Genomic DNA, 23,442 nt, shown 5'->3' on the forward strand with positions numbered 1-23,442 from the left:
GGCGGGCAGGGGTCGGCTAGATCAGTACCGCACCGTTCGACGCCGATCCGACCAGCTTGGAGTATTTGGCCAGCACTCCTCGGGTGTAGCGCGGCGGCAGTGGTGCCCAGCCCTGTGCGCGGGAGTCGAGTTCGGCTGCGTCGACGAGTAGGTCGAGGGTGCCCTTGCCGACGTCGAGTCGGATCTGGTCACCGTCGCGGACGAAGGCGATGGGTCCGCCGTCGACGGCCTCGGGTGCCACGTGTCCGACGCAGAGGCCGGTGGTGCCGCCGGAGAATCGGCCGTCGGTGAGCAGCAGGACGTCCTTGCCGAGTCCCGCACCCTTGATGGCTCCGGTGATCGCGAGCATCTCGCGCATTCCCGGTCCGCCCTTGGGTCCCTCGTAGCGGATGACAACGACGTCGCCCGCTGCGATGGTGCCGTCTTCGAGGGCGTCCATGGCAGCGCGTTCACGCTCGAAAACGCGTGCGGTGCCGACGAAGACGTCGGAGTCGAAGCCCGCGGACTTGACCACGGCCCCGCCGGGGGCGAGTGAGCCTTCGAGGATGGTGATGCCGCCCGTCGGGTGGATCGGCTTGTCGAGTGCGCGCAGCACCTTGCCGTCGGGGTCCGGGGGTGCGATGTGAGCGAGGTTCTCCGCCACGGTCTTTCCGGTGACCGTCATGCAGTCGCCGTGCATCAGGCCGGCGTCGAGCAGAGCCTTCATGACCACCGGAACTCCGCCGATCGCGTCGACGTCGGTCATGACGTGCTTGCCGAAGGGCTTGACGTCGGCCAGGTGCGGAACCTTCGCGCCGACGCGGGTGAAGTCGGCGAGGGTCAGATCCACCTGCGCCTCGTGTGCGATGGCGAGCAGGTGCAGCACCGCGTTGGTCGAGCCGCCGAAGGCCATGACGACGGCGATGGCGTTCTCGAATGCTTCCTTGGTGAGGATGTCGCTGGTGCGGATGCCGCGTCGCAAGAGGTCGACGACGGCCTCGCCGCTGGCATGTGCGAATCCGTCGCGTCGGCGATCGGGAGCGGGGGGAGATGCGCTGCCGGGCAGCGACATTCCCATCGCTTCGGCTGCGCTGGCCATCGTGTTCGCGGTGTACATTCCGCCGCAGGCACCTTCGCCGGGGCAGATGGCGCGTTCGATGGTGTCGACGTCGGCGCGTGACATCAATCCGCGCGAACAGGCACCGACGGCCTCGAAGGCGTCGATGATCGTCACCTGGTGCTCGCTGCCGTCGGACAGGGTCGCGAACCCGGGCAAGGTGGAGCCGGCGTAGAGGAAGACGCTCGCCAGGTCCAGACGTGCTGCGGCCATGAGCATTCCGGGCAGCGACTTGTCGCAACCGGCGAGCAGGACGGAACCGTCGAGGCGTTCTGCGCTGATGACGGTTTCGACGCTGTCGGCGATCACCTCACGTGAGACCAACGAGAAGTGCATGCCCTCGTGACCCATCGAGATACCGTCGGACACCGAAATGGTGCCGAATTCCAGCGGGTAGCCGCCGGCGGCGTGGACGCCCTTCTTGACGGCCTTCGCCAGACGTTCGAGCGAGAGGTTGCACGGGGTGATCTCGTTCCACGAGGACGCGACACCGATCTGGGATTTGCCCCAGTCTTCGTCGCCCATTCCGACGGCGCGGAGCATGCCGCGGGCAGCGGTCTTCTCCAGTCCGTCGGTGACGTCGCGACTGCGCGGCTTGACGTCGATGCCTTCTTGGGGATTCTGCGGGGTCGTCATGACACTCCTGAGCGGTCGGCGAATATGGATCCTCGGTCGCGTCCTGGAGGTTCCGCTCCTGAGGTCGCATTCACTGTCAACCCTAAACCCGTGGGTTCGGCGCATCACGAGGAGTGGTGGTCGAGGTGAGTCCTCGGTCGGATTTCTTCACCGCAAGTTCCCCTCCCGCAGTGACCAATGGCCCTGTCGTGCACTGCCCGCGTGGGTCGACAGTGGTGGGCAGCCATCGCCTCGCGGTGGAAGGTCGAGGAGAGATGATGAACGATCAGCCGGATTCTGCCGTGGTGGAGATGTTGGTGGAGCTCGCGTGTCGCGCTCCGTCGGTGCACAACAGTCAGCCGTGGAGGTGGGTTCTCTCCGAACACGGACTCGATCTGTTCACCGATCGGACGCGACTGCTGGGGGCGATCGACCCGACCGAGCGGCAGATGGTGCTCAGCTGTGGGGCAGCGCTGGACCATCTGTGTACCGCAGCCGCCGCTTTTCGGTGGACGGCCGACGTCGAGACGATGCCGACGGCCGGTGCGCCGGACCATCTCGCGCGTATTCGATTGACCCACGACGCGCACCCCCGATCGCACGAGTTCGACCTGTTGGCGGCCATCAATCGACGCCATTCGGATCGTCGGGCGTTCGGTCCGGTGCCGGACAACCGCATTCCGACGCGGTACTTGGGGCGGGTCGACGGAGCCGACGACATCCGGACGACGTTCCTGTCGGCCGAATCCAAGGAAACGCTGGCCACGGCATCGCGGCTGAGCGCGAGCATTCGAAAGTACGACGCGTCGTATCAGGCCGAGATCAGGTGGTGGGCCGGACACTCGTTCCGGTCGGGAGGAATTCCGCCCGAGGCCCTCACCGATCGCGCAGAGGCATCGAGGGTGCAGGTGGGCCGTGACTTTCCCGAGCCGCACCGAGTCGGTGGAACGGAAACACGAGAGCCGGTGACCGACGAGTCCACCGTGGTGCTTCTCGGTACTGCGTCCGATGAACGCCTGGACTGGTTGCAGTGCGGGCGGGCCATGTCCGCCTTCCTGCTGGCCGCAACCGCCGATGGGCTCGCTACCTGCCCTCTCACACATATGACCGAGCAGTCGGGCAGTCGCCGCCTGGTCGAGTCCTTGGCCCCCGGCCGGGGTGTGCCGCAGGTGCTCGTTCGGATCGGTGCGCCGATGATCGGCTCGCCTCTCGCTCCGACCCCGCGGCGAACGGTGTCGTCGGTGCTGTCGGTGGCCGCCCGCAGTGCGGCACGGGGTTCGCGCAGAACCACGCCGCTGTGACCGGGTATCACGGACCGGAAACTGGGGACCAAATGCTCTGTGGCGCGCTCGCTCTCGAGCTGTCCAATGGGACACGAGTATCCGAGAACGGATGACCGTCGACGGGCCCGGCCGTGTGGTCCGCCCAGACCGAGGACAGGAGATGGCCATGGTTCTGGCACATCATCAGAAAATCGTTGTGGGCGTCGATGGTTCGCCGAACAGTATCTCCGCTGCACTCTGGGCGGCAACCCTGGCCGAGCGACTGAAGGCCCCGCTGCACATCGCCGGGGCGGTGCAGCATCCCGCGTTCTACCTCGGCGAGTCCGCATCGGTCGTTCCCCTCGACATCTGGGACGAGCAGCGCCGCGCCGCAGAACGCATCGTCACCGACGTTGCCACCTCTGTGCTGGCCCGGCATCCGCACAGCGTCGTGACCACGTCCGTGGAGGAGATGCCTGCGTGCTCCATGATGGTCGAGCTCTCGCGCACCGCGCGCATGCTCGTCGTCGGCAACCCCGGTTCGGGGCCGATCGTGTCGGCGTTGTTCGGGAGCACAGCACAGAGGACATCGACGACGGCGTGGTGCCCGGTGATCGTGTGGCGCGAGGGAATCGACGCCGTCGACGCACCGATCCTCGTCGGTATCGACGGGAGTGCGACGAGTGAAGCGGCGGTCGAGCAGGCCTTCGATCTGGCCTCGAGGTTCGACGTGCCGATGATCGCCGCACATGCCTGGAGCTCGTTGTCCCAGGGTGCCGCTCTGTCCCTCCCCGGATCACCCGACGACAGCGAGATCGAGCGTGAACAGCAGCTGTTGCTGTCCGAGTGCCTTGCCGGGTGGAGCGAGAAATATCCGGACGTCACCGTGGAACATGTCGTACAGCAAGGCAACCCGGCTCACCTGCTGATAGAGCAGTCCAAACGGGCAGGCATCGTGGTGGTCGGCAGTCACGGGCGAGGAATCGTCGCCAGTGCCCTGTTCGGATCGACCAGCAACAACCTCACCCGGCATGCGCACTGCCCGGTGATGATCTGCAGGGACCGATGACCAACCGGACGGTGCCGAATCGTTCGCGCCACCACGAGGAACGCCGTCGCATACTCGACGCGAGCACCGCGAACCGGCTCGCACACAGCGCGACACGGGCTCGGTTGATCGGCCACGATCACTTCGGCCCCACCGTCGACGTCGTGCCCTGCATCTGGATCGGGAGTCGGGTGTACTTCTACGCCGAGGGGCGGTCGCAGTTGGGGCGTAGCATTCTCGACTCGTCGGTCGTGCTGGAATTCGACGACGAGAATCCCTCTCGCGCAACAGTGTCCACCGTTGTCGTCCACGGTATCGCGCGTCCCGTCCTGGACGTGCGACGAGATGTCCTCGAACAGGCTCTGCCGCGGCCGCATTCGGAGGAACCGCCGATGCACCGGCTGGTCGAAGTGGCTCCGACGTCGGTCTCGGGCGTCGAACTGACATGCCCCGACCGCAGTAGCCATCCGAAATCGAACGACGTACCGCGGAGGACCGCAACGATGACCGACGACGACGCAGCCGAGGCGCCGGGGGCGGTGGTGCTGGGGTCCGAGTCCATCACCGTCGACATCCCGACGGCCACGGGACCGAGAGTCTTCCCGGTGACCACAGCCGCGATCGGGGGCGTGGTCCATGCGGTGATGATCGCGGAGTACGGACCGATCGGTGGAGTCTCTCCGGACGGGCATGTTCTCGCAACGGCCGTGTCGGACCTGTGGCCGAATGCACGAGTGTTCGAGCGTCGCAGTACCGGTGACCGCGGTGCCGACCCGCGTGGCTACGAGAGCTTCTACGTCGAACTGGACTCGAGCGGCCACCGATCCGACGCCGATCTCGAAGCGGTGTCTGCCCTGTTCCGCTGACCGCTCCCGGCCTCGTCACCGGCGACTGTCACCCGAACGCCGCACTGCCGCGGAGCGAACGGCCAGTGCAGCCTCCACCGATTCCGACACGGTCCCCGCGCACGACACCTTCTGTGCCGTCGGCCACGGGGCCCGGCTGCGCGTCATCGCCTCGTAGACCTGCCTGGTGGCGTCGGACACCGACGATCGGCGAGTGGCGATGCGCTGCAACGACGTCGAGGCCGGCACGACGCATTCGATCTCGATCGAGGTCGAATGCGCGAGGGTGGACAGCAAGCGTGCGCGCTCTCGCATACTGGGGTCGGTCCACGTCGCGTCGATGACGACCGAACGGCCCGCTGCCACGAGTCCCCGTGCGCGACGGAGCAATTCCGCGTAGGTATGGTCGGTGACGCTCGCGCTGTACAGCCCTTCGCCCACCTCCGAATGCCGTGGCTCGGACGGATCGAGACCGGCCAGCTCCTTGCGCACCACATCGCTGGACAGAACCACGGCCCCTGTTCGAGCAGCGCACTCGGCTGCCACCGTGGACTTTCCGGTTCCGGGAAGCCCTCCGACAAGAGTCGTCGTCACCGTCGCCGCTTCGAGGTGCATCAGTGCCAGTCGGGCATGCGCGACGGCATCTGCAGTCGACGTCGCGCAGCCCTGGAGAGCGCGAATGCATGCGACCTTGGCGCGAACCGTGGCTCGGTAGGCGATGTAGTGGTCCACCAGCGACCTGGGTGGTGCGTCGCAGGCAGCCTCGAGGTAGGTGTCGACGACGAACCGCGCTGCGTCGAGTCTGCCGAGGTACTCGAGATCCATTGCCAAGCAACATATGTCGTCGAGACCGTCCAGGTATCGAAGGTCGTCGTCGAAATCGAGGCAATCCAGGATGCGCGGTCCGTCGGGCATGCAGAAGATGTCGTCTGCGAGCAGATCGCCGTGGCCGTCGACCGTGCGTTCCTGCGCCACTCGGAGGTCGAACAGGGAGCCTCTGCCTGCAAGGTAGCGGGCCGATCGCTCGTCGATCTCGTCGATCACCGCGGGGTCGATTATGGGGCGCGGGAGCGCACGCAGTTCGCGGATGTTCGCGGCCCATCGCCCACGGAGAGCTTCACGGGTTCCTGCACGATCGATCGTGTTTTCGTGTGCGCTGAATTTGTGCACTCGGGCCACGATCCGCGCGATCGCGACCAGTTCCTCGGTGACGTCGGCCCCACTTCGCGCCAGTGCGGACAGCTTTCGTGACTCGGGGAGCCTGCGCATCTTCAACAACGGCTCCGGTGGCGCGCCCTCGGGGTCGGTCAGTTCGGCGATACCCAGATACACATCGGGCGCGAACCGGGCATTGAGCGTGTATTCGCGATCGAGTGCGCGCCAACGTGAGTCGACGGTGGAGAAGTCCAGGAAGTCGTTCTGCACTGGCTTCTTCATCTTGTACGCGACGGAACCGAGCAGCATCACGTAGGCGGAGTGGGTTTCGTGGACGGTCACGCATCCGGAGCTGTGATCGGGGCCGGTAGTCGTTGTGGGGTGTGTTCGCTGATCGAGATCGGCCATCGGTGTCCTCCGGGCGAAGAGTGGTCCGACGAACGTCGATGTGGTGCATCGCCGATGCTGTCGTCGAGTCGGATGGGATCCGTCGTCGGCACACGTTACGAGAACCGCTGCCCACCCACACCGGACCTAGGTCACCGGGTTCGAGGACATAGGTCGCCCAGCGGACCTCGGGCGTGGATCGTGACCTGCTGTGATCGTGACCTGCTGTGATCGTGACCTGCTGTGATCGTGACATTGTGCCCTGGTGCAGGGCCCGTGTGCGGCGGAAAATTTGGGCAGACACACGATCAGGGAGAGTGGGCGGTTGCGGTGTTCGGATACGACTTCGCTCGCTGGTGGCGCCTGGCACCGTGGAGTACCAATCCCCTGATGCGGGGCCGTGATCGAACCGCGGCTCTCGCCTTCGCCTGCGCGATGGCGGCGATTCTGGGACTCGTTCCTTTCGCCGCGCTGGTCGGATCGCTCACCTACGCCGATCTCGATGCCGAGTCGGTCCGAACGAGCGCTACCACTCAGCAGATCGATGCTGTGGTGACGACTGAGCCCACGCTGCGGTCGCAACCGAGTGGCACCGTCGACGTCATCGATCACTACGCGACTGTCGCCTGGGAGTGGCCGCCGGGGCAGCTGCACAGTGACGAGATTCGCGTACCGGACGGCACCGAACGGGGCGGCACGGTTCCGACGAGAGTCGATGCCGAGGGCAGGCGAGTTGCGGAACCGTCGTCCGCGACGTCGAACGTGCTGTTGGGAATCGCTGCAGCCGTCGGCTTCTGGGTGGTGGGCACGGTCGTCGTCGCCACCTCTGTCGAGGCGACGCGGTACTTCGACCGGCGAGCGCGGATGCGCCAGTGGGACCGCGACTGGCTGAAGTTCGAGACCGAACGTGGTCGGACGAGGGGAGATTCGGCATGAGGGACCTCGGCCACCTCGATGATGGACCAAGTGCTCTGAATGTGGGGGCGACTGCAGATCTACGTTCGATTCTATTCGACTGCATCGACGGTCGACCACGAGACGAGGAAGAATCATGAGTAATTCCACCGACCGCGTGCGTCCCATCCTGGTAGGTATCGACGGCTCGAGCGAGGCCGACGCCGCAGCGCGGTGGGCGGCCGCCTATGCGGCGAAGGTGCGCGCACCCGTGCGCTTGATTCATGCAGTCCCCGAGGGGGATTGGTACGGATCGGCGGCGTTCGTCGACGGCGGTGCGCTGGAAAGGGATCTGCGTGCGATCGGGCGCAAGCATCTCGCCCGCGCCGAGGCAGCGATTCACGACGTAGCACCGGCGGTGTCCGTCGAGACGTTCACCGCCGATGGAACCATCGCCTCGTACGTGTCGAAGGCCGACGCGGAGCTGGTGGTGCTGGGATCGAGGAAGTCGAGCGCGCTGCGAGACCTGACTCTCGGCAGCAACACTCTCCGAGTCGTGACGCATGCACCGTGCCCGGTGCTGCTCATGCGTGACGCAGGCGACAGCGCCGACGTCGGGCGTCCGATCGTGGTCGGGGTCGACGGAAGTGAGCAGTCGGATCGGGCGCTCGGTGCTGCTCTCGAGATCGCCCACACCCTCGGAACGCCGGTGGTCGCGGTGAACTACTGGGGATTCGCCGTTCAGGCAGGTCTGGGAACAGGATTCGAGAACGTCGATTGGGTGAGCATTCGCGAACACGAAAAGCATTGGCTCGAAACGCATGTGGAGACCATGCGCGAGAAGTACCCGGATGTTGAGCTGAGCACTGTGAGCGCGCAGTCGAGCCCGACGCGAGGCCTGCGTGCGATGTCCGCGTCGGCGTCGATGCTCGTGGTCGGGTGCCGAGGCCGGGGTGCCTTCCTCGGAACGATCCTGGGATCGGTCAGTCAGAACCTCGTCCACCACGCCGACTGCTCGGTGCTGATCGTGCGGTGAGTCACGCGCTCCGACGCGAGGCAGGTGGTGGTGAGCCGATGTCGCAGTGTGGCGGGCAGTTCGACGCGTCCTCGCCGGTACCGCGGATCAGAGCCGCCGCGATGCCGGCACCGATCACCAGCAGTCCGGCGCACATCAGCATCGCGGTGTGGAAGCCGTCCGAGAACACTTCCGGTGCAGCGTAATCGGAGCCTGCGATACCGGCCAGCGCAGGCAGCGCGGCCACGGCGAGCAATTGACTGGTGCGGGCCACGGCATTGTTGACGCCCGACGCGATTCCGGCGCGATCGGTGGACACCGCACCCAGAACCGCTCCGGTCAGCGGGGCCACCAGAGCGGACAGTCCGAGCCCGAAGACGACAACCGCGGGCAGAACGTCTGTGGCATAGGTGGATCCGGGCCCGATGCGCAACATCAGCAACAGTCCCAGCGCCGAGAGCAGAGGCCCGACGGTCATCGGAACACGAGGTCCGATGCGTCCGGCGATTCTCCCCGCGCGGGCGGACAGGACGAGCATGAGAGCGGTGATCGGCAGCGTGGCGACCCCGGCCGCGATCGGCGAGTAGCCCACGGCGAACTGCAACTGCAACACCAGAAGAAAGAACACTCCGCCCAGCGCCGCGTACACGGCGAAGGTGACGAGGTTGGCCGCCAGGAACACGCGTGAGGCGAACAGCGACGGCGGTACCAGTGGATTGCGCGAGCGACGCTCGATCACCACGAACACCCCGGCCGCGACGACACCCAGAGCGAGGGCCAGGGTGTGTGACTCGATCAGACCGTACGTGAGCAGACCCAGCGCCGCCGCGACAGTGACCGCGCCCGGCACGTCCAGTCGGCCGGATGCGTGCGGATCTCGGCTCTCCGGAACGTGTTTCGCGGTCACCCAGATCACGACGACGGCGAGCGGAATGTTGATCAGGAACACCGAACGCCAGCCGACGGCGTCGACCAACCAGCCCCCGAGCAGCGGGCCGATCGCCGACGCCACGCCGCCCAGTCCCGACCACAGGCCGATTGCAGCTCCTCGATCCTCGGCCTTGATGGAGGCCGATATCAGCGCGAGAGAACCCGGCGTCAGCAGGGCCGCGCCGACCCCCTGAAGTAGTCGCGCCGCGATCAGCACCTCGATACTGGGGGCGAGCCCGCACAGCACCGACGCGGCCGCGAACCAGACGGTGCCCCAGACGAACACCCGCCTGCGCCCCAGCCGGTCACCTAGGGACCCGCCCAGCAGAATCAGCGACGCCAACGTCAGGGTGTAACCGCTGAGCGTCCACTGCAGACCGGTGACGCCCGCACCGAGATCGCGACCGATCGCAGGTAACGCGATGTTGACCACGGTGGCGTCGAGCATCGCCAGAGCCGAACCGAGCACCGTGGCTGCGACGATCCACCGCCCCCGAGCGCTCGAGACCGAGATGTCGGTGGCGGTCACAACCGTTCGACGCAGACGACGAAGTTGCGTGAGTCCTTCTCGAATCCGTACAGCGCCGGGTCGGGGCAGTCGTCGACGGACGAGGTGCCCTGCAGGATGGTCACGACGCGGCGGGTGTCGGCACCGGGGGTGGCGCAGTCGATCCGCTGGGCGAATTCACCGACCAGGTCCATGCATCCGCCGACCTGCCAGTCGATGTCGAGGCACAGGGCTCCCTGTTCGATGTCGAAGTAGGTCTCGTAGTAGTACTGATCGGCGTCCTCGGGGCACTCGGCCGATGTCGGTGTCTTGGCGAAGACGACGTAGTTGGATTGCGGGGATCCGCAGGTCGCGTTGGCGATGGCCGCCTCGTCGACGGTGCCGCCCAGGTTGACGCACTCGCCGATCTCCACGTCGATGTCGACGCTGCCGCCGTCGTCGATCTCGGGGGTCGGAGTGCTGGTGGTGGTGCGAGGTGCACTCGTCGTGGTGGGCGCGATGGTGGCACCGGAGATGGCGACGGCGGTACCGGACACCTCCGAGGCGCACCCGCCGAGGATCAGGGCCGCGCACGACGACAGCGCGAGAACGAGAGCGCGGACCGAACGGTTGGATGACGCCATGGTGAGTCCTGCCCTCGTAGGTTCGAGCGTGCCGTGTTCATCGACCGTGCTCGTGTAGAAAATATCGGACTCGCTCGTCGGCTGCATGAGGCAGGATGAACTGCGTGGATCTTCCTCTTGCCGTGCCGGTCGCGCCGATGCTCGCCAAAGCCGCGAAAGTGGTGCCCGCCCAGCCCGAGGACGGGCCGGCCGTGTGGTCGTACGAGCCGAAATGGGACGGGTTTCGCGCCATCGTCTTCCGCGACGGAGACGAGGTGGTTCTGGGGTCACGCGGCGGCAAGGACCTGGCCCGGTACTTCCCGGAGTTGGTGGAGGCCATCAAGGCCGAGTTGCCCGAGAAGATCGTCGTCGACGGTGAGATCGTCGTACCCCGCGAGAAGGACGGTTCCACTCGCCTCGACTGGGAGTCGCTGTCCGAACGAATTCATCCTGCGGCGAGTCGGGTGACGATGCTCGCGGAGAAGACTCCGGCGCAGTTCATCGGTTTCGACCTGTTGGCCGTCGGCGACGAGGACCTGACGAGTGAGCCGTTCTCGACGCGGCGAGCGAGACTGCTCGACGTGGTCGGCCCGCACCCGAAGAGTTGCTTCGTCACCTCGGCGACCGAGGATGCGGCAGTGGCCGAGGACTGGTTCGAGCGTTTCGAGGGTGCCGGACTGGACGGTGTGGTGGCCAAGAAGCTCGACGGGCTCTATCTGCCCAACAAGCGCGAGATGATCAAGATCAAGCATGCGCGCACTGCCGACTGCGTGTTGATCGGCTATCGAATCCACAAGTCCGGCAACGGTATCGGTTCTTTGCTGCTCGGTCTGTACGACGGTGACGACCTGCGGATGATCGGCGGTGCGTCGGCGTTCACCGACAAACGCCGGTTGGAATTGCTCGAGGAGCTCGAACCGCTGCGACTCGGCGACGACGTCACGTACGACGGTGAAGCCACCCGCTGGAATTCGTCGAACGACCGCAACTGGATCCCGGTGCGTATCGAGCGGGTCATCGAGGTGGCCTACGACCAGATGGAAGGGGCACGGCTGCGGCACGTGGCGCGCTTCCTGCGGTGGCGACCCGATCGTGATCCACGCTCGTGTGCCTACGACCAGCTCGAGGTTCCGGTGCGCTACGACGTCGCCGACGTCATTGCCGGGGGACGATAGCCATGGCCGCGAAAACACCACCGGCGTTCGTGCAGGCCGGCGAACGCGAAGTCCGAGTGTCGAGCCCCGATCGCGTCATCTACGAGGCCACCGAACGCACTCCGGAGATCACCAAGCTGCAGGTGTGCGAGTACTTCGCGGCCGTCGGTGAGCCGCTGATGCGGGCCATCGGTGACCGCCCCACCGCGATGGAGCGTTGGCCCGACGGCTATCGCGAAGGCATGAGATTGGCACTCGGCCCCCAGGACAAGGAGGGCGACGGCTTCTACCAGAAGCGGTTGCCCAAGGGTGCGCCCGAGTGGATCGAGACGGTGAAGATCGCGTTCCCCAGCAAGCGCACTGCCGAGGAGTTGTGTCCCTCGGAACCGGCTGCGCTGGTGTGGGCGGCGCAGATGGGCACGCTGACGTTTCATCCGTGGCCGGTGCGTCGACCGGACGTCGACCATCCCGACGAGCTGCGGCTCGACCTCGATCCGCAGCCCGGGACCACGTTCGCCGACGCCCTGCGCGTCGCCGACGTGACCCGAGAGCTGTTGGAGGAATTGGGCTTACGCGGCTACCCGAAGACCAGCGGCAATCGGGGTATCCACATCTACGTTCGCATCGAGCCGCAGTACACCTTCGAGCAGGTGCGCCACGCGGCCATCGGTCTGGGCCGAGAACTCGAACGGCGCGACGACGGGGTGACCACCAACTGGTGGAAAGAGGAACGCGGAGAACGCATCTTCATCGACTACAACCAGAACAACCGAGACCGAACCATCGCCAGCGCCTGGAGTCTGCGCGCTCGACCGGGCGCGACGGTGAGCACCCCGATGACGTGGTCGCAGTTGTCCGAGGTCACCGATCCACGTGACTACAACCTCGTCACGGTGCCGGACTACGTGTCGGACGGAGACCCGTGGGCCGATATGGACGAGCAGGCCTACTCCCTCGAACCCCTTCTGCACCTGTGGGAAACACTGCCAGGAGGGGAGCTGAACTTTCCGCCGGATTACCCCAAGATGCCCGGCGAACCGCCGCGCGTGCAGCCGTCGAAAAAGGTTGCCGAGCACTGGGATGCAGAGGGTAATCGCACGGACAGCTGACGGAGCTACGATCTCTCTTTCGCGACTGCCTGCACGGAATATCCATCACCCCACGTGCGCATGTCTTTTCGCTTCGCGATCGGCCTTTATTCCACTCATGGTCAGGATGACGGCTCCACCGAGTGCCAAGGCCATCGAGAGCGTCAGCATGGCCGTGGCGGGGACGAAGCCCAGGACCAGTAGCCCCGCGATCGACACCGCTGATGCGAGGCAATGGGTGGCGCCCGCCATCATGTAGGGATATGCGGCTCTATGGCCGGCGACCCAGGCTTCCTTGCTGGACTTGGTTGCCCGCGTTTTGATGCCGATCAGCGAATTGGGTTCTTGGTCCGGGTCTTTGGTCACCAGTGCGGTCACGTATACCGTCAGCGACAACACGAACAGTGTCAGCGCGATCGCTCCCGTTACCGCGCGCGCGGATTCTGCGTCCACGGTCGATCCCTTCCGCCTCGGTTGCCATACGCCTCACCGCAGCATACCGGCCGGTCTACTTCGAGTCGCCGGGCAAGGGTGCACACTACGGAGCCGTATCGACGGGATCCGGTCGATTCGGCCGTGTTCTGTGCAACCCGGCCCACCCTCACATGGATTCGAGTTCCCGGATCAACGTCGCCGCATCGTACGGTCCGATGTGACGGGTCAGGTTCTTGTCGCCGCGTCCCAGGTAGAACGTCGGGGTGCCGTCCACGTCCGAGGACGAGGCGTCGAGTTCGTCGTCCTCGACGCGAACGACGTGATCGCCGGTGCGGATGTCGTCCTCGAACTTGTCCATGTCGAGGCCGAGTTCGCGTGCGTAGCCGTCGATGTCGTCGGGTTCGAGAGCATCACTGTTGCGGAACAACATGTCGGCCATCTCCCAGAACTTGCCCTGCGCTGCGGCGGCCTCGCTGGCGTATGCGGCGTAGCGGGCGTGCGGGTGATAGTCGTCGAGCGGTAGGTGTCGGTAGACGTAGCGCAGGTCGTCGCCGAAGTGTTTGCGTACCTCGGCGACGCTGCCGGTTGCCTTGCTGCAGAACGGGCACTCGAAGTCCGCGTACTCCACGATGGTCAGTGGTGCGTCCACCGGACCGCGGATGTGATCGCGTTTGGCGCTGACCGGACGCAGGATGCGTAGCGACGCTTCGGCTTTCGGCGGGTGGATCTTCGCGTCGATGCGGAACAGGATCCAGCCGAGCGCCGCCGCGATGACGGAGGCCGCCAACACGCCGACGCGCGCCTCGTCGGCCAGCAGTTCGTCGTCCAGTGCGAGGTCGATGATGAACAGCGAGATCGTGAACCCGATTCCGGACATCGCCGCACCACCGGCGATGTGCGACAGTGTCAGTCCCGGAGCCAGGGACGACGGTCGCAGCTTCGCGAAAACCGCGGAGGCAGCGGTGATTCCGACGAGCTTACCGAGGACGAGACCGGCGATGATGCCCCAGGTGAGTGTCGAGGTCGATGCAGCTTTCAGTGTCTCCGAGCTGAGCACCACTCCGGCGTTGGCGAGCGCGAAGATCGGCACGATGATGAACGCCGTGTACGGCTGATAGAGCCGCATGAGACGTTCGTTGACCGAGACTGCTCGATCGAGTCCGAGGCGAGCCGCGCGGGCGTATTCGGGATTGGGCGATTGCCGGAACGCGCGCGTCAGGTCCGACGCACGTTCCACCTCGGTGCGTCGCGGCGGGTAGACCGGAAGGATCAGCGCGATCATCACTCCCGCAAGAGTGGGGTGGACTCCGGACTCGTACATCGCGGTCCAGGTGAACAGTGCGACGACGAAGTACCCCACGCCGCGCCACACCTCGAGCCGGCGCAACAGGAAGATCAGTCCGAGCCCGACGAACGCCAGAATCAGTGGCACCACATCGAGGTCGTCGGTGTAGAAGAACGCGATGATCGCCAGTGCGCCCACATCGTCCGCAACAGCGAGGGTGAGCAGGAAGATGCGGAGCCGCGCAGCCTTCTTCGGCCCGAGGACGGCGAGCGCCCCGAGCAGGAATGCGGTGTCGGTGGAGATGACGACGCCCCACGCCTGAGCCGCGGGCCCGGACGGATTGAAGGCGAGGAACAGCAGCGCCGGCGCGGCCAGGCCGGCAACGGCAGCGACGATAGGTATCGCGGCACGTGATCGATCGGTGAGCTCGCCCATCGCGAACTCGCGCTTGACCTCGAGGCCGACGACGAAGAAGAACAGTGCCATGAGCCCGTCGTTGACCCAGTGGGCGAGATCGAGGGAGATGCCGTGCCGGCCGACGGTGATCGACAGCTCTGTGTGCCAGAACGACTGATAGGTCTCGCCGAAGGGTGAGTTGGCCCAGATCAGGGCGATCAGCGTCGCCGCGAGCAGAAAGCCCGCCGCCAGGGTCTCGCTGTTCTTCTCCCCGCGAGCCCGGGAGATCCGTTCGACGAACCGTGCCATGGGCCGACTCGTCGGCGTGATCTGATCTGCCATCGTTCGGCCTGTGTCCTTCCGAGAGTGTTGTGAAGCAGTCTGTACCAACGCGACGGTCGGCGCTTTGCTTCCACGCAGGTGAGTGTGGTTGTCGGGCCAGCTGCCCGGTGTTGTGATGGGAGAGATGTGCACGACATATTCGGTAATCGGCATTAGTCCGTCGAGAATCGGGAATACAAGCCCGACTCACCCCTGCCACGAAGGAACATCCATGCGTGATTTCATCTGCCGCAAATGCGGACAGAAGCTGTCGTTCGAGAACTCACTGTGTCTGAGCTGCTCGAGCGCACTCGGCTTCCATCTGCCGAGCAGAGCCCTGCTGGTGCTCCCCGACAAGGCCGACGACGGTGTTGCCGAGGCAGAGGTGGACGGTGCCACGTGGAAGATGTGCGCCAACCTCAACACTGCCCGCTGCAACTGGCTCGTCGACACCGCAGACGCCGACGAACTCTGCGTGTCCTGCCGGCTCACCCGCACTCGCCCCGCCGACGACGACGTCGACGCGATGGCCGCGTACGCGGACGCGGAGACCAACAAGCGCCGCGTCGTCCTCGAACTCACCGAACTCGGCCTGCCGATCGTGGGTCGCGACGAGGACAACGCCACGGGCCTGGTCTTCGATCTGCTCTCGAGTGCCGATCAGCAGGTGATGACCGGCCACGACAACGGCCTGATCACTCTCGACCTCGCCGAGGGCGACGACGTGCACCGCGAGCAGCTGCGCGTGGCGATGTCCGAGCCGTACCGCACACTCGTCGGACACTTCCGGCACGAGATCGGCCACTACTACCAGATGGTGCTGGTCGGAAACGGCGAGCATCGCGCGGCGTTCGAAGAGCTCTTCGGAGACCCGGATTCCGATTACCAGGCCGCGCTCGATCGCCACTACAGCGAGGGTGCACCGGCCAACTGGGAGGACGACTACGTCTCGTCCTACGCCACCATGCACCCCGCCGAGGACTGGGCCGAGACGTTCGCGCACTACCTCCACATTCGTGACACCCTCGACACGGCCGCTGCGTTCGGCATGGCACCGGCCGGTTCCACGCTGGAGAGCCCGCTGCCGGGTGACGTCGGCTTCGATCAGATCATCGAGTGGTGGCTGCCGTTGTCGTGGGCGCTGAACCAGATCAACCGATCGATGGGCCACCAGGATCTCTACCCGTTCGTGCTGCCGCCGACCGTCGTGAAGAAAATCGGGTACGTGCACTCGCTGATCGCACCCAGCACACTCTGATGCTCTGCTAACTGTTCTTGAGCTTCGTGGCCCGGGGCGTATCCTGTGTTGTCGGCATGCCGCCGATGCGGGGTACGCCCTGTGCAGTAGCGGGACCAGTGTAGTAGCAGGACGAGGTGGCGACCATCAGCGAGCAGACAGTGGATTCGACGGGCACTCGCCCGCCGGTCACCGATTACGAGCTGAGCCGACGGTTGGCCGAGGTCGCGGAGAAGCTGCGGCGTCAGCATTCCGATCCCGAGCGTGTTCTGGCCGTCATCACCGAGTCGGCGGTGGCCAATGTGCCGTCTGCAGAGTTCGCGTCCATCACCACCGTGCTGCAGGGCAAGTTCGTACACAGCGCGGCGCTGTCGGGAGAGCCCGCAGGCCACTGCGACAAGATCCAGGAACAGCTGGGCGAGGGACCGTGCCTCGAATCGGCGATCGAACAGACGACCATCAGGATCGACGACATGGACAGCGACACCCGCTGGCCACTGTTCGCCGACGCGGCGTCCGCTCTCGGAGTCAAGAGCATGATCTGCTTCCAGCTCTACGTCGAGGGAGTCAACTTCGGCGCACTGAACCTGCACTCCACCCGTACCGACGCGTTCAGTGCCGAGGCCGAGTCGATCGGCTCACTGTTCGCTGCGCACGCGGCCATCGCGTTCTCCACCGCACGGGAGGAACAGCAGATCCGAGCCGCATTGACGAGCCGAGATCTGATCGGTCAGGCCAAGGGCATGTTGATGGAGCGCTACAACCTGAATTCGCAAGCGGCATTCGCATTGCTCGCCAAGCTGTCTCAGGACACCAACGTCAAACTCGCCGATCTCGCCGAACAGCTGGTCATCGACGCCGCGAAATCGACAGACTGAGCCCCGTCTCCAGCGGTCGGGCGCAGTCAGCGCACATCGAGGCCGTCGGTACTCGCTACCGACACGGCCGGGCCGTCCGACGCGACGAAGACCTCGATCCTGACGTCCTCGTCCAGGTAGCGACTGAGTAGCGCCAATCCTGGTGTGGCGGCGATGATCTCGTGTACGCGGTCACCCGAGATCGGGTAGTCGTCCACGTCGTGACGCCAGTGCGCCGCCACCAGGGTGCCGCCGGCCTCCAGGTGCTCGACGACGCGGGTCGCCGCCGCCGTCAGGTCGTCGGCGTCGAGGTAGTACCCGACTTCGCTGATGACGACGAGATCGAACATCGCCTCGGGTGTGGGCAGGGTCGACCAGTCGTCGGACAGTGACCACAGCGCGAATTCGACTGCAGCAGTATCACCGACGCGCCTGCGTGCGGAATCGAGGGCGCTGTCCACCACATCGGTGGACACCACGTGATCGCACCGGGTCGCCAATTGTTCGGTGAGCACCCCGATGGAGCAGCCGGGTTCGAGCGCGCGCCGATAATGCGGCTTCGGTAGCGACGCCAGGGTCAGAGCATATTTACGCCGCTCGTACCACTTGCTGTCGAGCATGAACGGATCGTCCTCGGCCGCATAGACATTGCGGAAGTAGTCGGCACCGAGGCTGGTTGGAGAACTGTGGCTCGTCCGAGAATCCATGCTCACGCGAACACCACTTCGAACGGTCGCCGATAGCGGGCCAAGATGTGGGGCGGCAACACCGCTCGGTCCGCAGGGTGATCGGACAGTGGATGGATCTGGGAATCGAACTGCTCGATCGACGCTCGCTTGGCGGCGAGGGTGTGCTCGGGAAGGTCGATACGGCGTCCACGCGTCCACGGCACAGCAGGATGATTCGGAGTTGCCCAGTGCCACATCCAGATCGGGTACTCCACCACGGGGATCCCGACGGCGTTCGCCGCGGTGAGACAGGCACGCGCAGTGGCTTCGTGGTCGGGATGTCCGTCTCCGCGCCACGGCGTCAGACACCAGGTGCCCGGAGCGGCGTCGAGCAGCGGTATCAGTGCATCGGCCACCGCGCCCTCGTGATTCTCGACGGCCCCATCGGCGATCTGCAGCCGCGTCGGAGAGTGGTCGATACCCAACTCAGCCAAGGCACGCTCGGATTCGACGGGGCGACGCGCACGCAGATCTTCCGCCGTGACAGTGGGGGAACCGGGATGGGAGCCGTCGCCGTCGGTCACCGCGACCACCCTCACGTCGACACCTGCCGCGGCCGCCAACGACAGCAGGCCACCGACGCCGAGTACCTCGTCGTCCGGGTGCGGAGCGACGACGACCATGGTGACGACGTCCTTCCACTGCAGACCGGGGATTGACCAGTCGGCCGACATCCAGTCCGATTCGGCGGTGCCGACATCGACTTCGGCGTCGAATGCGTTCTCTACCATGGGTTGTCCTCCTCGGCGATGTCGTGCCCGAGCGCTTCGAGATCGCGTTCGGCGTGGCTCTGCCTCAGATAGACGGTGAGATCTGCGACGCGCCGCGCGTGCTCGGCATCGCTGCACAGCGGGCCGGCACCGAGAGCGCGACCGACGCGGTCGATGCACTGAGTCGCCGCGTCCTCGACCACTGCCCGCACGATGCGGGCTCGGGTTCGGGCTCGACCGGAGCGGTCGAACGGATCCGCGTCCACCTCGGCGGCAGCGGTGGTCAGCGCGCTCGAGGCCGCACCGAGTGCCGCTGCGATGGCACCGAGATGCGCGGCGCGGTGCGGGTCCGGCCTGTCGCGGACGGCGGCATGAAGCGTGTCCGCCACCGCGCACGCGCTCCCGAACCAAGCTGCAGACACTCCGATGGCCCCGTGCCAGAAGCCCGGCCGAGTCAGGTAGTCGGTCGGTCCACCGACCGCAACGGCCGGGACGCTGTCGAATGCAACCGAGCCGGAATCGCTCTCGCTCATCCCCACCGCATGCCACGTGTTCGGTACCGGAGTTGCGCCCGGATGCGTCAGATCGACGGCGAACAGCCGCGGACTGCCCTCCACGCGCGCGGTGACGAGAGCATGCGTGCACAGTGACGCACCTGAGCACCACGGCTTCGTTCCGGTGAGAACCCAGCCCGAGTCCTCCAGCACTGCTTCGAGAATCGGCGCGGGCGGTTCCGCAGCCCACACTCCCCAGATCTGCCCGCGCTGCGGCGTCGGACCGTCGAGTTCGTGCAGGATGGCGATCGCGTCGGTATGTGCTTCGGACCACCGGCCCAGCACCGTGTTGTGACGGCTCAGGGCGGCGAGCGACTGCCAGCGCAGGTCGGTGTATCCCGAGCCGGGCAGCGCCAGATCGAGACGACCGTCCGCCTCGAAGGCCAAGAACGCGTTGCGCAGCCCGGTGTCGATGTCTGCGCGGCCGGTGGACTCGAGAAAATCGGTTTCGCTCATGCGGTGGCCTCCAGAGCACGTAGGAATCCGGCCATGCCGTCGGGCGCTCTACCGCGCAGTCGACCCGATGTCGTGACCGGAATGTCGCACACCCGACGGCACTCGATGCCGCCGAGCTCGAGTCGTCGGACCAGATCGTGGTCCTCGCCGGTGGCCAGTGGTCCGAACCCGCCGACGGCGAGGTACTCCGCCGCTCGGACACCGAGGTTGGCACCGTGCACGTGGGGATGGCCGAACTCGTGTCGGTAGTGCGCGTCGTACGAGGTTCGCAACCCGAGGTTGTCCTCGACGTGGCCCTCGAAATCGACCGCCACCGTTCCGGCCACTGCTCGAGCGCCCTCGGCGGCATGCCGTAGATGGCCGAGCAGCCAGTCCTCACCCACCCGGGTGTCGGCATCGGTGGTGGCGAACCAGGTGGCGTCGAGTCGACCGCCGTCTCGGGAGCCGCTCGAGAATCCGGCGGCTCTGGCCGCTCCGACGTTGCGATGCATCACCTCGATCGCCGACACGGACGGGTGACGTGCCGCGATGCGCACGGAGTCGTCGGTGCACGCATCGAGCACGACGATCGTCGAGACGGACACCGAGGCCGCGTCCATGACGCGGCGCTGCGCTCGCGCCAGGGCGGTCAGGCAGGCGTCGAGCAGATCCTGCTCGTTGTGCGCCGGTACGACGACGACGATGTGGCTGACAGGGGTACGGGGGAAAGCATCGGAGATCACGGTCCACCCTTTTCGGACACCGGACGTCGGAAGAGTCCGTTTCGGAAACCGCCGGTGTCTGGACGGGATGTGCTCCCGTCGCACATACCCATTCCCCGGCAGCCGACACATGTGGACCGACCTGCAGTGACAGCGCTCGGGACCGGTTGCGGGAAGATACTCGTACTCGCGGTTTCTTTCGTCCGTTTCGGAAATATCCGATTAGCAAATGTCGGGGCGGTATGTGTTAATGGGCTTTGCTCACGCACAGCTCTGTCGGTGGGCATCGCGACGCAGCACGAAGGATGGTCGGATTACATGGCATCACCGGTTCGCACACGCAGATTCGCCCGTATCGGCGCGATCCTTGCAGGTACAGCCCTTGCTGCATCCGCCGCATTCGGTTCGGCGCAGGCCGCTCCGCTGTGGCCGGGCGGGCCCGACATCTCCATTCCCGGCCTGCCGGGGTCCTCGGATCCGGCTGCACCCGCTCCGCAACAGCTCGTCCCGCAGCTCGCACCGGCGAACTTCGCCGATCCCAGCATCAGCCCGTCCGGCGGCGAGGTCGTCGGAGTTGCGCAGCCCATCGCCATCCGCTTCGACGAGGCGATCGGCGATCGTGATGCCGCACTGCGGGCCATCCGCGTCACCACGAACCCGTCCGTCGACGGCCACTTCTACTGGATCAACGACACCCAGGTGCGGTGGCTGCCGAACGAGTTCTACCCGGCGCACACCCAGGTGACCGTCGAGGCGGGCGGAGCGAAAGCCGAATTCTCCACCGGCGACTCGATCATCACCACGGCCGACGACAACACCAAGCAGATCACCGTCACCCGCAACGGCGAGGTCGTCAGGACCATGCCCACCTCGATGGGCAAGGTCGGACACGAAACCCCCAACGGCACCTACATCGTCGGCGAGCGGTTCCGCGACATGTACATGGACTCGTCCACCTACGGCGTCCCCGTGGACTCCGAGGAGGGCTACCGCACGTACGTCGAATACGCGACGCGCATCTCCTACAGCGGCATCTTCGTGCACGCGGCTCCGTGGTCGGAAGCACAGCAGGGCTACTCCAACGCCTCGCACGGCTGCCTCAACGTCAGCACCGAAGACGGCAAGTGGTTCTTCGAGAACGCCCAGAAGGGCGACCCCGTCATCGTCGTCAACACCGACGGCGGCACCCTCAGTGGATCCGACGGACTCGGAGACTGGAACCGCTAGAGCGGCTTCACATAGGTTGGTTTGCGCGACGGGAGACGTTGACGCTCAGTTCACCGTTCGTTAGCCGAGGCTGAGCACAGTCCTCGCGGTGAGTGCAACAACCGAACGAGTGCTGCCCAGGGCACGCGAGAAGCGTTTCTTCTCGCGGCCGTGGACCGATTACGCGCTCTTCCTGATTCTGGTGGGCCCCAACCTGGTTCTGCTGGGCGTGTTCACCTATCGGCCGCTGGTGGAGAACTTCCAGTTCTCGTTCTTCGACTGGAACCTGTCCTCGCCCACCTCCACGTTCGTCGGCTTCGACAACTACCGCGAGTGGGCCTCCCGCGAGGACACCTGGCAGATCGTCGGCAACACCGTCGTGTTCACGGTCGCCGCAGTGGTGGGCTCACTGGTTCTCGGCCTGGTGCTCGCGCTGCTGCTCGATCGAAAGCTCAGGGGCCGCAACTTCGTTCGCTCCGCCGTCTTCGCCCCGTACGTCATCTCAGGCGCGGCGATCGGCATCGCGTTCCAGTTCGTCTTCGACCCCAACTTCGGGCTGGTCCAGGACCTGATGCGACGCTTCGGTCTCGGCACGGTTCCTGACTTCTATCAGGACCCCACGTGGGCGATGGTCATGATCACCGTGACGTACCTGTGGAAGAACCTGGGCTACACCTTCGTCATCTACCTCGCGGCCCTGCAGGGCGTGCGTAAGGAGCTGATGGAGGCGGCCGAGATCGATCAGGCGAGTCGCTGGACCACCTTCCGCAAAGTGCTTCTGCCGCAACTACGTCCGACGACGTTCTTCCTGTCGATCACGGTGCTGCTCAATTCGCTCCAGGTCTTCGACATCATCAACGTCATGACGCGCGGCGGCCCGCTGGGCACCGGCACCACCACGATGGTCTACCAGGTCTACGAGGAGACGTTCCGCAACTTCCGGGCCGGCTACGGCGCCACCGTCGCGACGATCCTGTTCCTCGTGCTGTTGATCGTCACTCTCGTGCAGGTACGAATCATGGATCGGGACGATCAGCGATGACCTTGGTGAGCAAGCCCGATGCAGCAGTGCCGGAGAAGGTTTCGCGTGGTCGCGACCCGCAGCGCACGCGCCGAAGCGCGAACATCCTCGGTTACGCAGCCATGGTCGCCGTCCTGCTGATGATCGGGCTGCCACTGTTCTGGATCCTGATCACCTCGTTCAAGGATCGACCGGACATCTACGTGCAGCCGGTCACGTGGTGGCCCAGCGTGTTTCATCCGCAGAACTACGACGAGGCGACGACGGAGGTGCCGTTCTTCACCTATCTGCGCAACTCCATCATCATCACCACGGCCGTGTCGTCCATCAAGTTCGTTCTCGGGGTCCTCAGCGCCTACGGTCTGGTGTTCCTGCGCTTCCCTGGCAAGAACATCGTCTTTCTCGTCATCATCGCCGCGCTGATGGTGCCCAACCAGATCACCGTCATCTCCAACTACTCGCTCATCTCCGAGTTGGGCTGGCGGAATTCGTTCCAGGGCATCATCATTCCGCTGGCAGGCGTCGCCTTCGGTACCTTCCTGATGCGCAACCACTTCCTGTCGCTGCCGCCGGAGATCATCGAAGCCGCGCGTATGGACGGTGCCGGACCGGTACGGCTGATGTTCCGGGTGATCCTGCCGCTGTCGGGCCCGACCATGGTGGCCTTCGCCATCATCACGATCGTCACCGAATGGAACGAATACCTCTGGCCGTTCCTGATGTCCGACGACTCGTCGGTCGCACCGCTTCCGGTCGGGTTGACGGTGCTCCAGAACAGCGAGGGCTACACCAACTGGGGCGCGGTGATGGCCGCGACGGTGCTGACCATTCTGCCGATCCTTCTCGTCTTTCTCGTCCTGCAACGCCACATGATCAAGGGCCTCACCTCCGGTGCGGTCAAGGGCTGATTCACCTCACTATCAGGAGTCGAACACC

22 protein-coding genes are annotated in these 23,442 nt (G+C 65.5%); 12 read left to right on the top strand and 10 right to left on the bottom strand.

Going from position 1 to position 23,442, the window contains the following annotated elements; all coding sequences use genetic code 11:
- Positions 1–16: 16 nt before the first annotated feature.
- Positions 17–1,732, bottom strand: coding sequence for a dihydroxy-acid dehydratase (gene ilvD / locus CH271_RS23685; RefSeq protein WP_037196185.1), 1,716 nt, complete (start codon positions 1,730–1,732; stop codon positions 17–19).
- Between the two features lie 257 nt (positions 1,733–1,989).
- On the opposite strand from ilvD, the gene CH271_RS23690 reads away from it, so the two are divergent.
- From CH271_RS23690 to CH271_RS23700, 3 genes are all read left to right on the top strand, one after another.
- A complete protein-coding gene (locus CH271_RS23690) occupies positions 1,990–3,012 on the top strand; it encodes an Acg family FMN-binding oxidoreductase (RefSeq protein WP_306437416.1) in 1,023 nt (340 codons plus the stop codon).
- A 142-nt stretch (positions 3,013–3,154) separates the two neighbouring features.
- Positions 3,155–4,042, top strand: coding sequence for a universal stress protein (locus tag CH271_RS23695; RefSeq protein WP_179274827.1), 888 nt, complete (start codon positions 3,155–3,157; stop codon positions 4,040–4,042).
- Positions 4,039–4,887, top strand: coding sequence for a hypothetical protein (locus CH271_RS23700; protein WP_094635122.1), 849 nt, complete (start codon positions 4,039–4,041; stop codon positions 4,885–4,887). The genes CH271_RS23695 and CH271_RS23700 overlap by 4 nt, the downstream gene beginning before the upstream one ends.
- A gap of 15 nt (positions 4,888–4,902) precedes the next feature.
- Here CH271_RS23700 and CH271_RS23705 read toward each other — a convergent pair whose 3' ends face one another.
- Positions 4,903–6,429 (bottom strand): bifunctional aminoglycoside phosphotransferase/ATP-binding protein, encoded by a 1,527-nt coding sequence (locus CH271_RS23705; protein ID WP_094635124.1) that lies wholly within the window; start codon positions 6,427–6,429, stop codon positions 4,903–4,905.
- Positions 6,430–6,738: 309 nt separating this feature from the next.
- On the opposite strand from CH271_RS23705, the gene CH271_RS23710 reads away from it, so the two are divergent.
- Positions 6,739–7,344 (top strand): Rv1733c family protein, encoded by a 606-nt coding sequence (locus CH271_RS23710; protein ID WP_094635126.1) that lies wholly within the window; start codon positions 6,739–6,741, stop codon positions 7,342–7,344.
- 115 nt (positions 7,345–7,459) lie between these two features.
- Positions 7,460–8,338 carry a universal stress protein gene (locus CH271_RS23715; protein WP_094635128.1) on the top strand — a complete coding sequence of 293 codons (879 nt, stop codon included), beginning with the start codon at positions 7,460–7,462 and terminating at the stop codon, positions 8,336–8,338.
- Between the two features lies 1 nt (position 8,339).
- On the opposite strand, the gene CH271_RS23720 is transcribed toward CH271_RS23715, so the two are convergent.
- Positions 8,340–9,776, bottom strand: a complete 1,437-nt coding sequence (locus tag CH271_RS23720) for an MFS transporter (RefSeq protein WP_094635130.1) — start codon at positions 9,774–9,776, stop codon at positions 8,340–8,342.
- The gene (gene lppU / locus CH271_RS23725) at positions 9,773–10,378 is read right to left on the bottom strand and encodes an LppU family putative lipoprotein (RefSeq protein WP_094635132.1); all 606 of its coding nucleotides are present in this window, start codon (positions 10,376–10,378) and stop codon (positions 9,773–9,775) included. Before lppU ends, CH271_RS23720 begins: the two co-directional genes overlap by 4 nt.
- A gap of 104 nt (positions 10,379–10,482) precedes the next feature.
- Between lppU and CH271_RS23730 the strand changes: the two genes are divergently transcribed.
- On the top strand, positions 10,483–11,532 hold the full coding sequence (locus CH271_RS23730; RefSeq protein ID WP_094635343.1) for an ATP-dependent DNA ligase: 1,050 nt from the start codon (positions 10,483–10,485) through the stop codon (positions 11,530–11,532).
- Between the two features lie 2 nt (positions 11,533–11,534).
- Positions 11,535–12,620, top strand: a complete 1,086-nt coding sequence (locus CH271_RS23735) for a DNA polymerase domain-containing protein (protein WP_094635134.1) — start codon at positions 11,535–11,537, stop codon at positions 12,618–12,620.
- Between the two features lie 45 nt (positions 12,621–12,665).
- On the opposite strand, the gene CH271_RS23740 is transcribed toward CH271_RS23735, so the two are convergent.
- Together CH271_RS23740 and nhaA are read right to left on the bottom strand one after the other, a co-directional pair.
- A complete protein-coding gene (locus CH271_RS23740; protein ID WP_094635136.1) occupies positions 12,666–13,052 on the bottom strand; it encodes an SdpI family protein in 387 nt (128 codons plus the stop codon).
- Between the two features lie 148 nt (positions 13,053–13,200).
- Positions 13,201–15,057: a Na+/H+ antiporter NhaA gene (gene nhaA / locus CH271_RS23745; protein WP_037196169.1), complete on the bottom strand. Its 1,857-nt coding sequence runs from the start codon at positions 15,055–15,057 to the stop codon at positions 13,201–13,203.
- Positions 15,058–15,268: 211 nt separating this feature from the next.
- Between nhaA and CH271_RS23750 the strand changes: the two genes are divergently transcribed.
- Positions 15,269–16,294, top strand: coding sequence for a zinc-binding metallopeptidase family protein (locus tag CH271_RS23750; protein ID WP_094635138.1), 1,026 nt, complete (start codon positions 15,269–15,271; stop codon positions 16,292–16,294).
- A gap of 116 nt (positions 16,295–16,410) precedes the next feature.
- Positions 16,411–17,151 carry a GAF and ANTAR domain-containing protein gene (locus tag CH271_RS23755; RefSeq protein ID WP_170945799.1) on the top strand — a complete coding sequence of 247 codons (741 nt, stop codon included), beginning with the start codon at positions 16,411–16,413 and terminating at the stop codon, positions 17,149–17,151.
- 26 nt (positions 17,152–17,177) lie between these two features.
- On the opposite strand, the gene CH271_RS23760 is transcribed toward CH271_RS23755, so the two are convergent.
- The 4 genes from CH271_RS23760 to CH271_RS23775 are packed head-to-tail and all read right to left on the bottom strand — an operon-like array spanning position 17,178 to position 20,300.
- Positions 17,178–17,837 carry a class I SAM-dependent DNA methyltransferase gene (locus tag CH271_RS23760; RefSeq protein ID WP_094635140.1) on the bottom strand — a complete coding sequence of 220 codons (660 nt, stop codon included), beginning with the start codon at positions 17,835–17,837 and terminating at the stop codon, positions 17,178–17,180.
- 2 nt (positions 17,838–17,839) lie between these two features.
- Positions 17,840–18,589: a PIG-L deacetylase family protein gene (locus CH271_RS23765; protein ID WP_094635142.1), complete on the bottom strand. Its 750-nt coding sequence runs from the start codon at positions 18,587–18,589 to the stop codon at positions 17,840–17,842.
- Positions 18,583–19,578, bottom strand: coding sequence for an acyl-CoA dehydrogenase family protein (locus CH271_RS23770; protein WP_252341952.1), 996 nt, complete (start codon positions 19,576–19,578; stop codon positions 18,583–18,585). Before CH271_RS23770 ends, CH271_RS23765 begins: the two co-directional genes overlap by 7 nt.
- Complete coding sequence (locus tag CH271_RS23775; RefSeq protein WP_256986526.1) at positions 19,575–20,300, bottom strand: glycosyltransferase; 726 nt, start codon at positions 20,298–20,300, stop codon at positions 19,575–19,577. Before CH271_RS23775 ends, CH271_RS23770 begins: the two co-directional genes overlap by 4 nt.
- A gap of 297 nt (positions 20,301–20,597) precedes the next feature.
- Here CH271_RS23775 and CH271_RS23780 point away from each other — a divergent pair, with 297 nt between their 5' ends.
- From CH271_RS23780 to CH271_RS23790, 3 genes are all read left to right on the top strand, one after another.
- A complete protein-coding gene (locus CH271_RS23780; RefSeq protein ID WP_037196145.1) occupies positions 20,598–21,506 on the top strand; it encodes a L,D-transpeptidase in 909 nt (302 codons plus the stop codon).
- An 88-nt stretch (positions 21,507–21,594) separates the two neighbouring features.
- Complete coding sequence (locus CH271_RS23785) at positions 21,595–22,527, top strand: carbohydrate ABC transporter permease (RefSeq protein ID WP_170945798.1); 933 nt, start codon at positions 21,595–21,597, stop codon at positions 22,525–22,527.
- Entirely contained in the window at positions 22,524–23,414 is an 891-nt protein-coding gene (locus tag CH271_RS23790) for a carbohydrate ABC transporter permease (protein WP_094635145.1), read from the top strand. Before CH271_RS23785 ends, CH271_RS23790 begins: the two co-directional genes overlap by 4 nt.
- The last annotated feature ends 28 nt before the right edge of the window (positions 23,415–23,442 follow it).

This window comes from Rhodococcus sp. 05-340-2 (assembly GCF_002258915.1).
Classification (GTDB): domain Bacteria; phylum Actinomycetota; class Actinomycetes; order Mycobacteriales; family Mycobacteriaceae; genus Rhodococcoides.

Bases quoted from the DNA above. Each gene is read 5' to 3' on its own strand.
- ilvD (WP_037196185.1), bottom strand. From the start codon at position 1,732: ATGACGACCCCGCAGAATCCCCAAGAAGGCATCGACGTCAAGCCGCGC.
- CH271_RS23690 (WP_306437416.1), top strand. From the start codon at position 1,990: ATGAACGATCAGCCGGATTCTGCCGTGGTGGAGATGTTGGTGGAGCTC.
- CH271_RS23695 (WP_179274827.1), top strand. From the start codon at position 3,155: ATGGCCATGGTTCTGGCACATCATCAGAAAATCGTTGTGGGCGTCGAT.
- CH271_RS23700 (WP_094635122.1), top strand. From the start codon at position 4,039: ATGACCAACCGGACGGTGCCGAATCGTTCGCGCCACCACGAGGAACGC.
- CH271_RS23705 (WP_094635124.1), bottom strand. From the start codon at position 6,429: ATGGCCGATCTCGATCAGCGAACACACCCCACAACGACTACCGGCCCC.
- CH271_RS23715 (WP_094635128.1), top strand. From the start codon at position 7,460: ATGAGTAATTCCACCGACCGCGTGCGTCCCATCCTGGTAGGTATCGAC.
- lppU (WP_094635132.1), bottom strand. From the start codon at position 10,378: ATGGCGTCATCCAACCGTTCGGTCCGCGCTCTCGTTCTCGCGCTGTCG.
- CH271_RS23735 (WP_094635134.1), top strand. From the start codon at position 11,535: ATGGCCGCGAAAACACCACCGGCGTTCGTGCAGGCCGGCGAACGCGAA.
- nhaA (WP_037196169.1), bottom strand. From the start codon at position 15,057: ATGGCAGATCAGATCACGCCGACGAGTCGGCCCATGGCACGGTTCGTC.
- CH271_RS23750 (WP_094635138.1), top strand. From the start codon at position 15,269: ATGCGTGATTTCATCTGCCGCAAATGCGGACAGAAGCTGTCGTTCGAG.
- CH271_RS23760 (WP_094635140.1), bottom strand. From the start codon at position 17,837: ATGGATTCTCGGACGAGCCACAGTTCTCCAACCAGCCTCGGTGCCGAC.
- CH271_RS23765 (WP_094635142.1), bottom strand. From the start codon at position 18,589: ATGGTAGAGAACGCATTCGACGCCGAAGTCGATGTCGGCACCGCCGAA.
- CH271_RS23770 (WP_252341952.1), bottom strand. From the start codon at position 19,578: ATGAGCGAAACCGATTTTCTCGAGTCCACCGGCCGCGCAGACATCGAC.
- CH271_RS23780 (WP_037196145.1), top strand. From the start codon at position 20,598: ATGGCATCACCGGTTCGCACACGCAGATTCGCCCGTATCGGCGCGATC.
- CH271_RS23790 (WP_094635145.1), top strand. From the start codon at position 22,524: ATGACCTTGGTGAGCAAGCCCGATGCAGCAGTGCCGGAGAAGGTTTCG.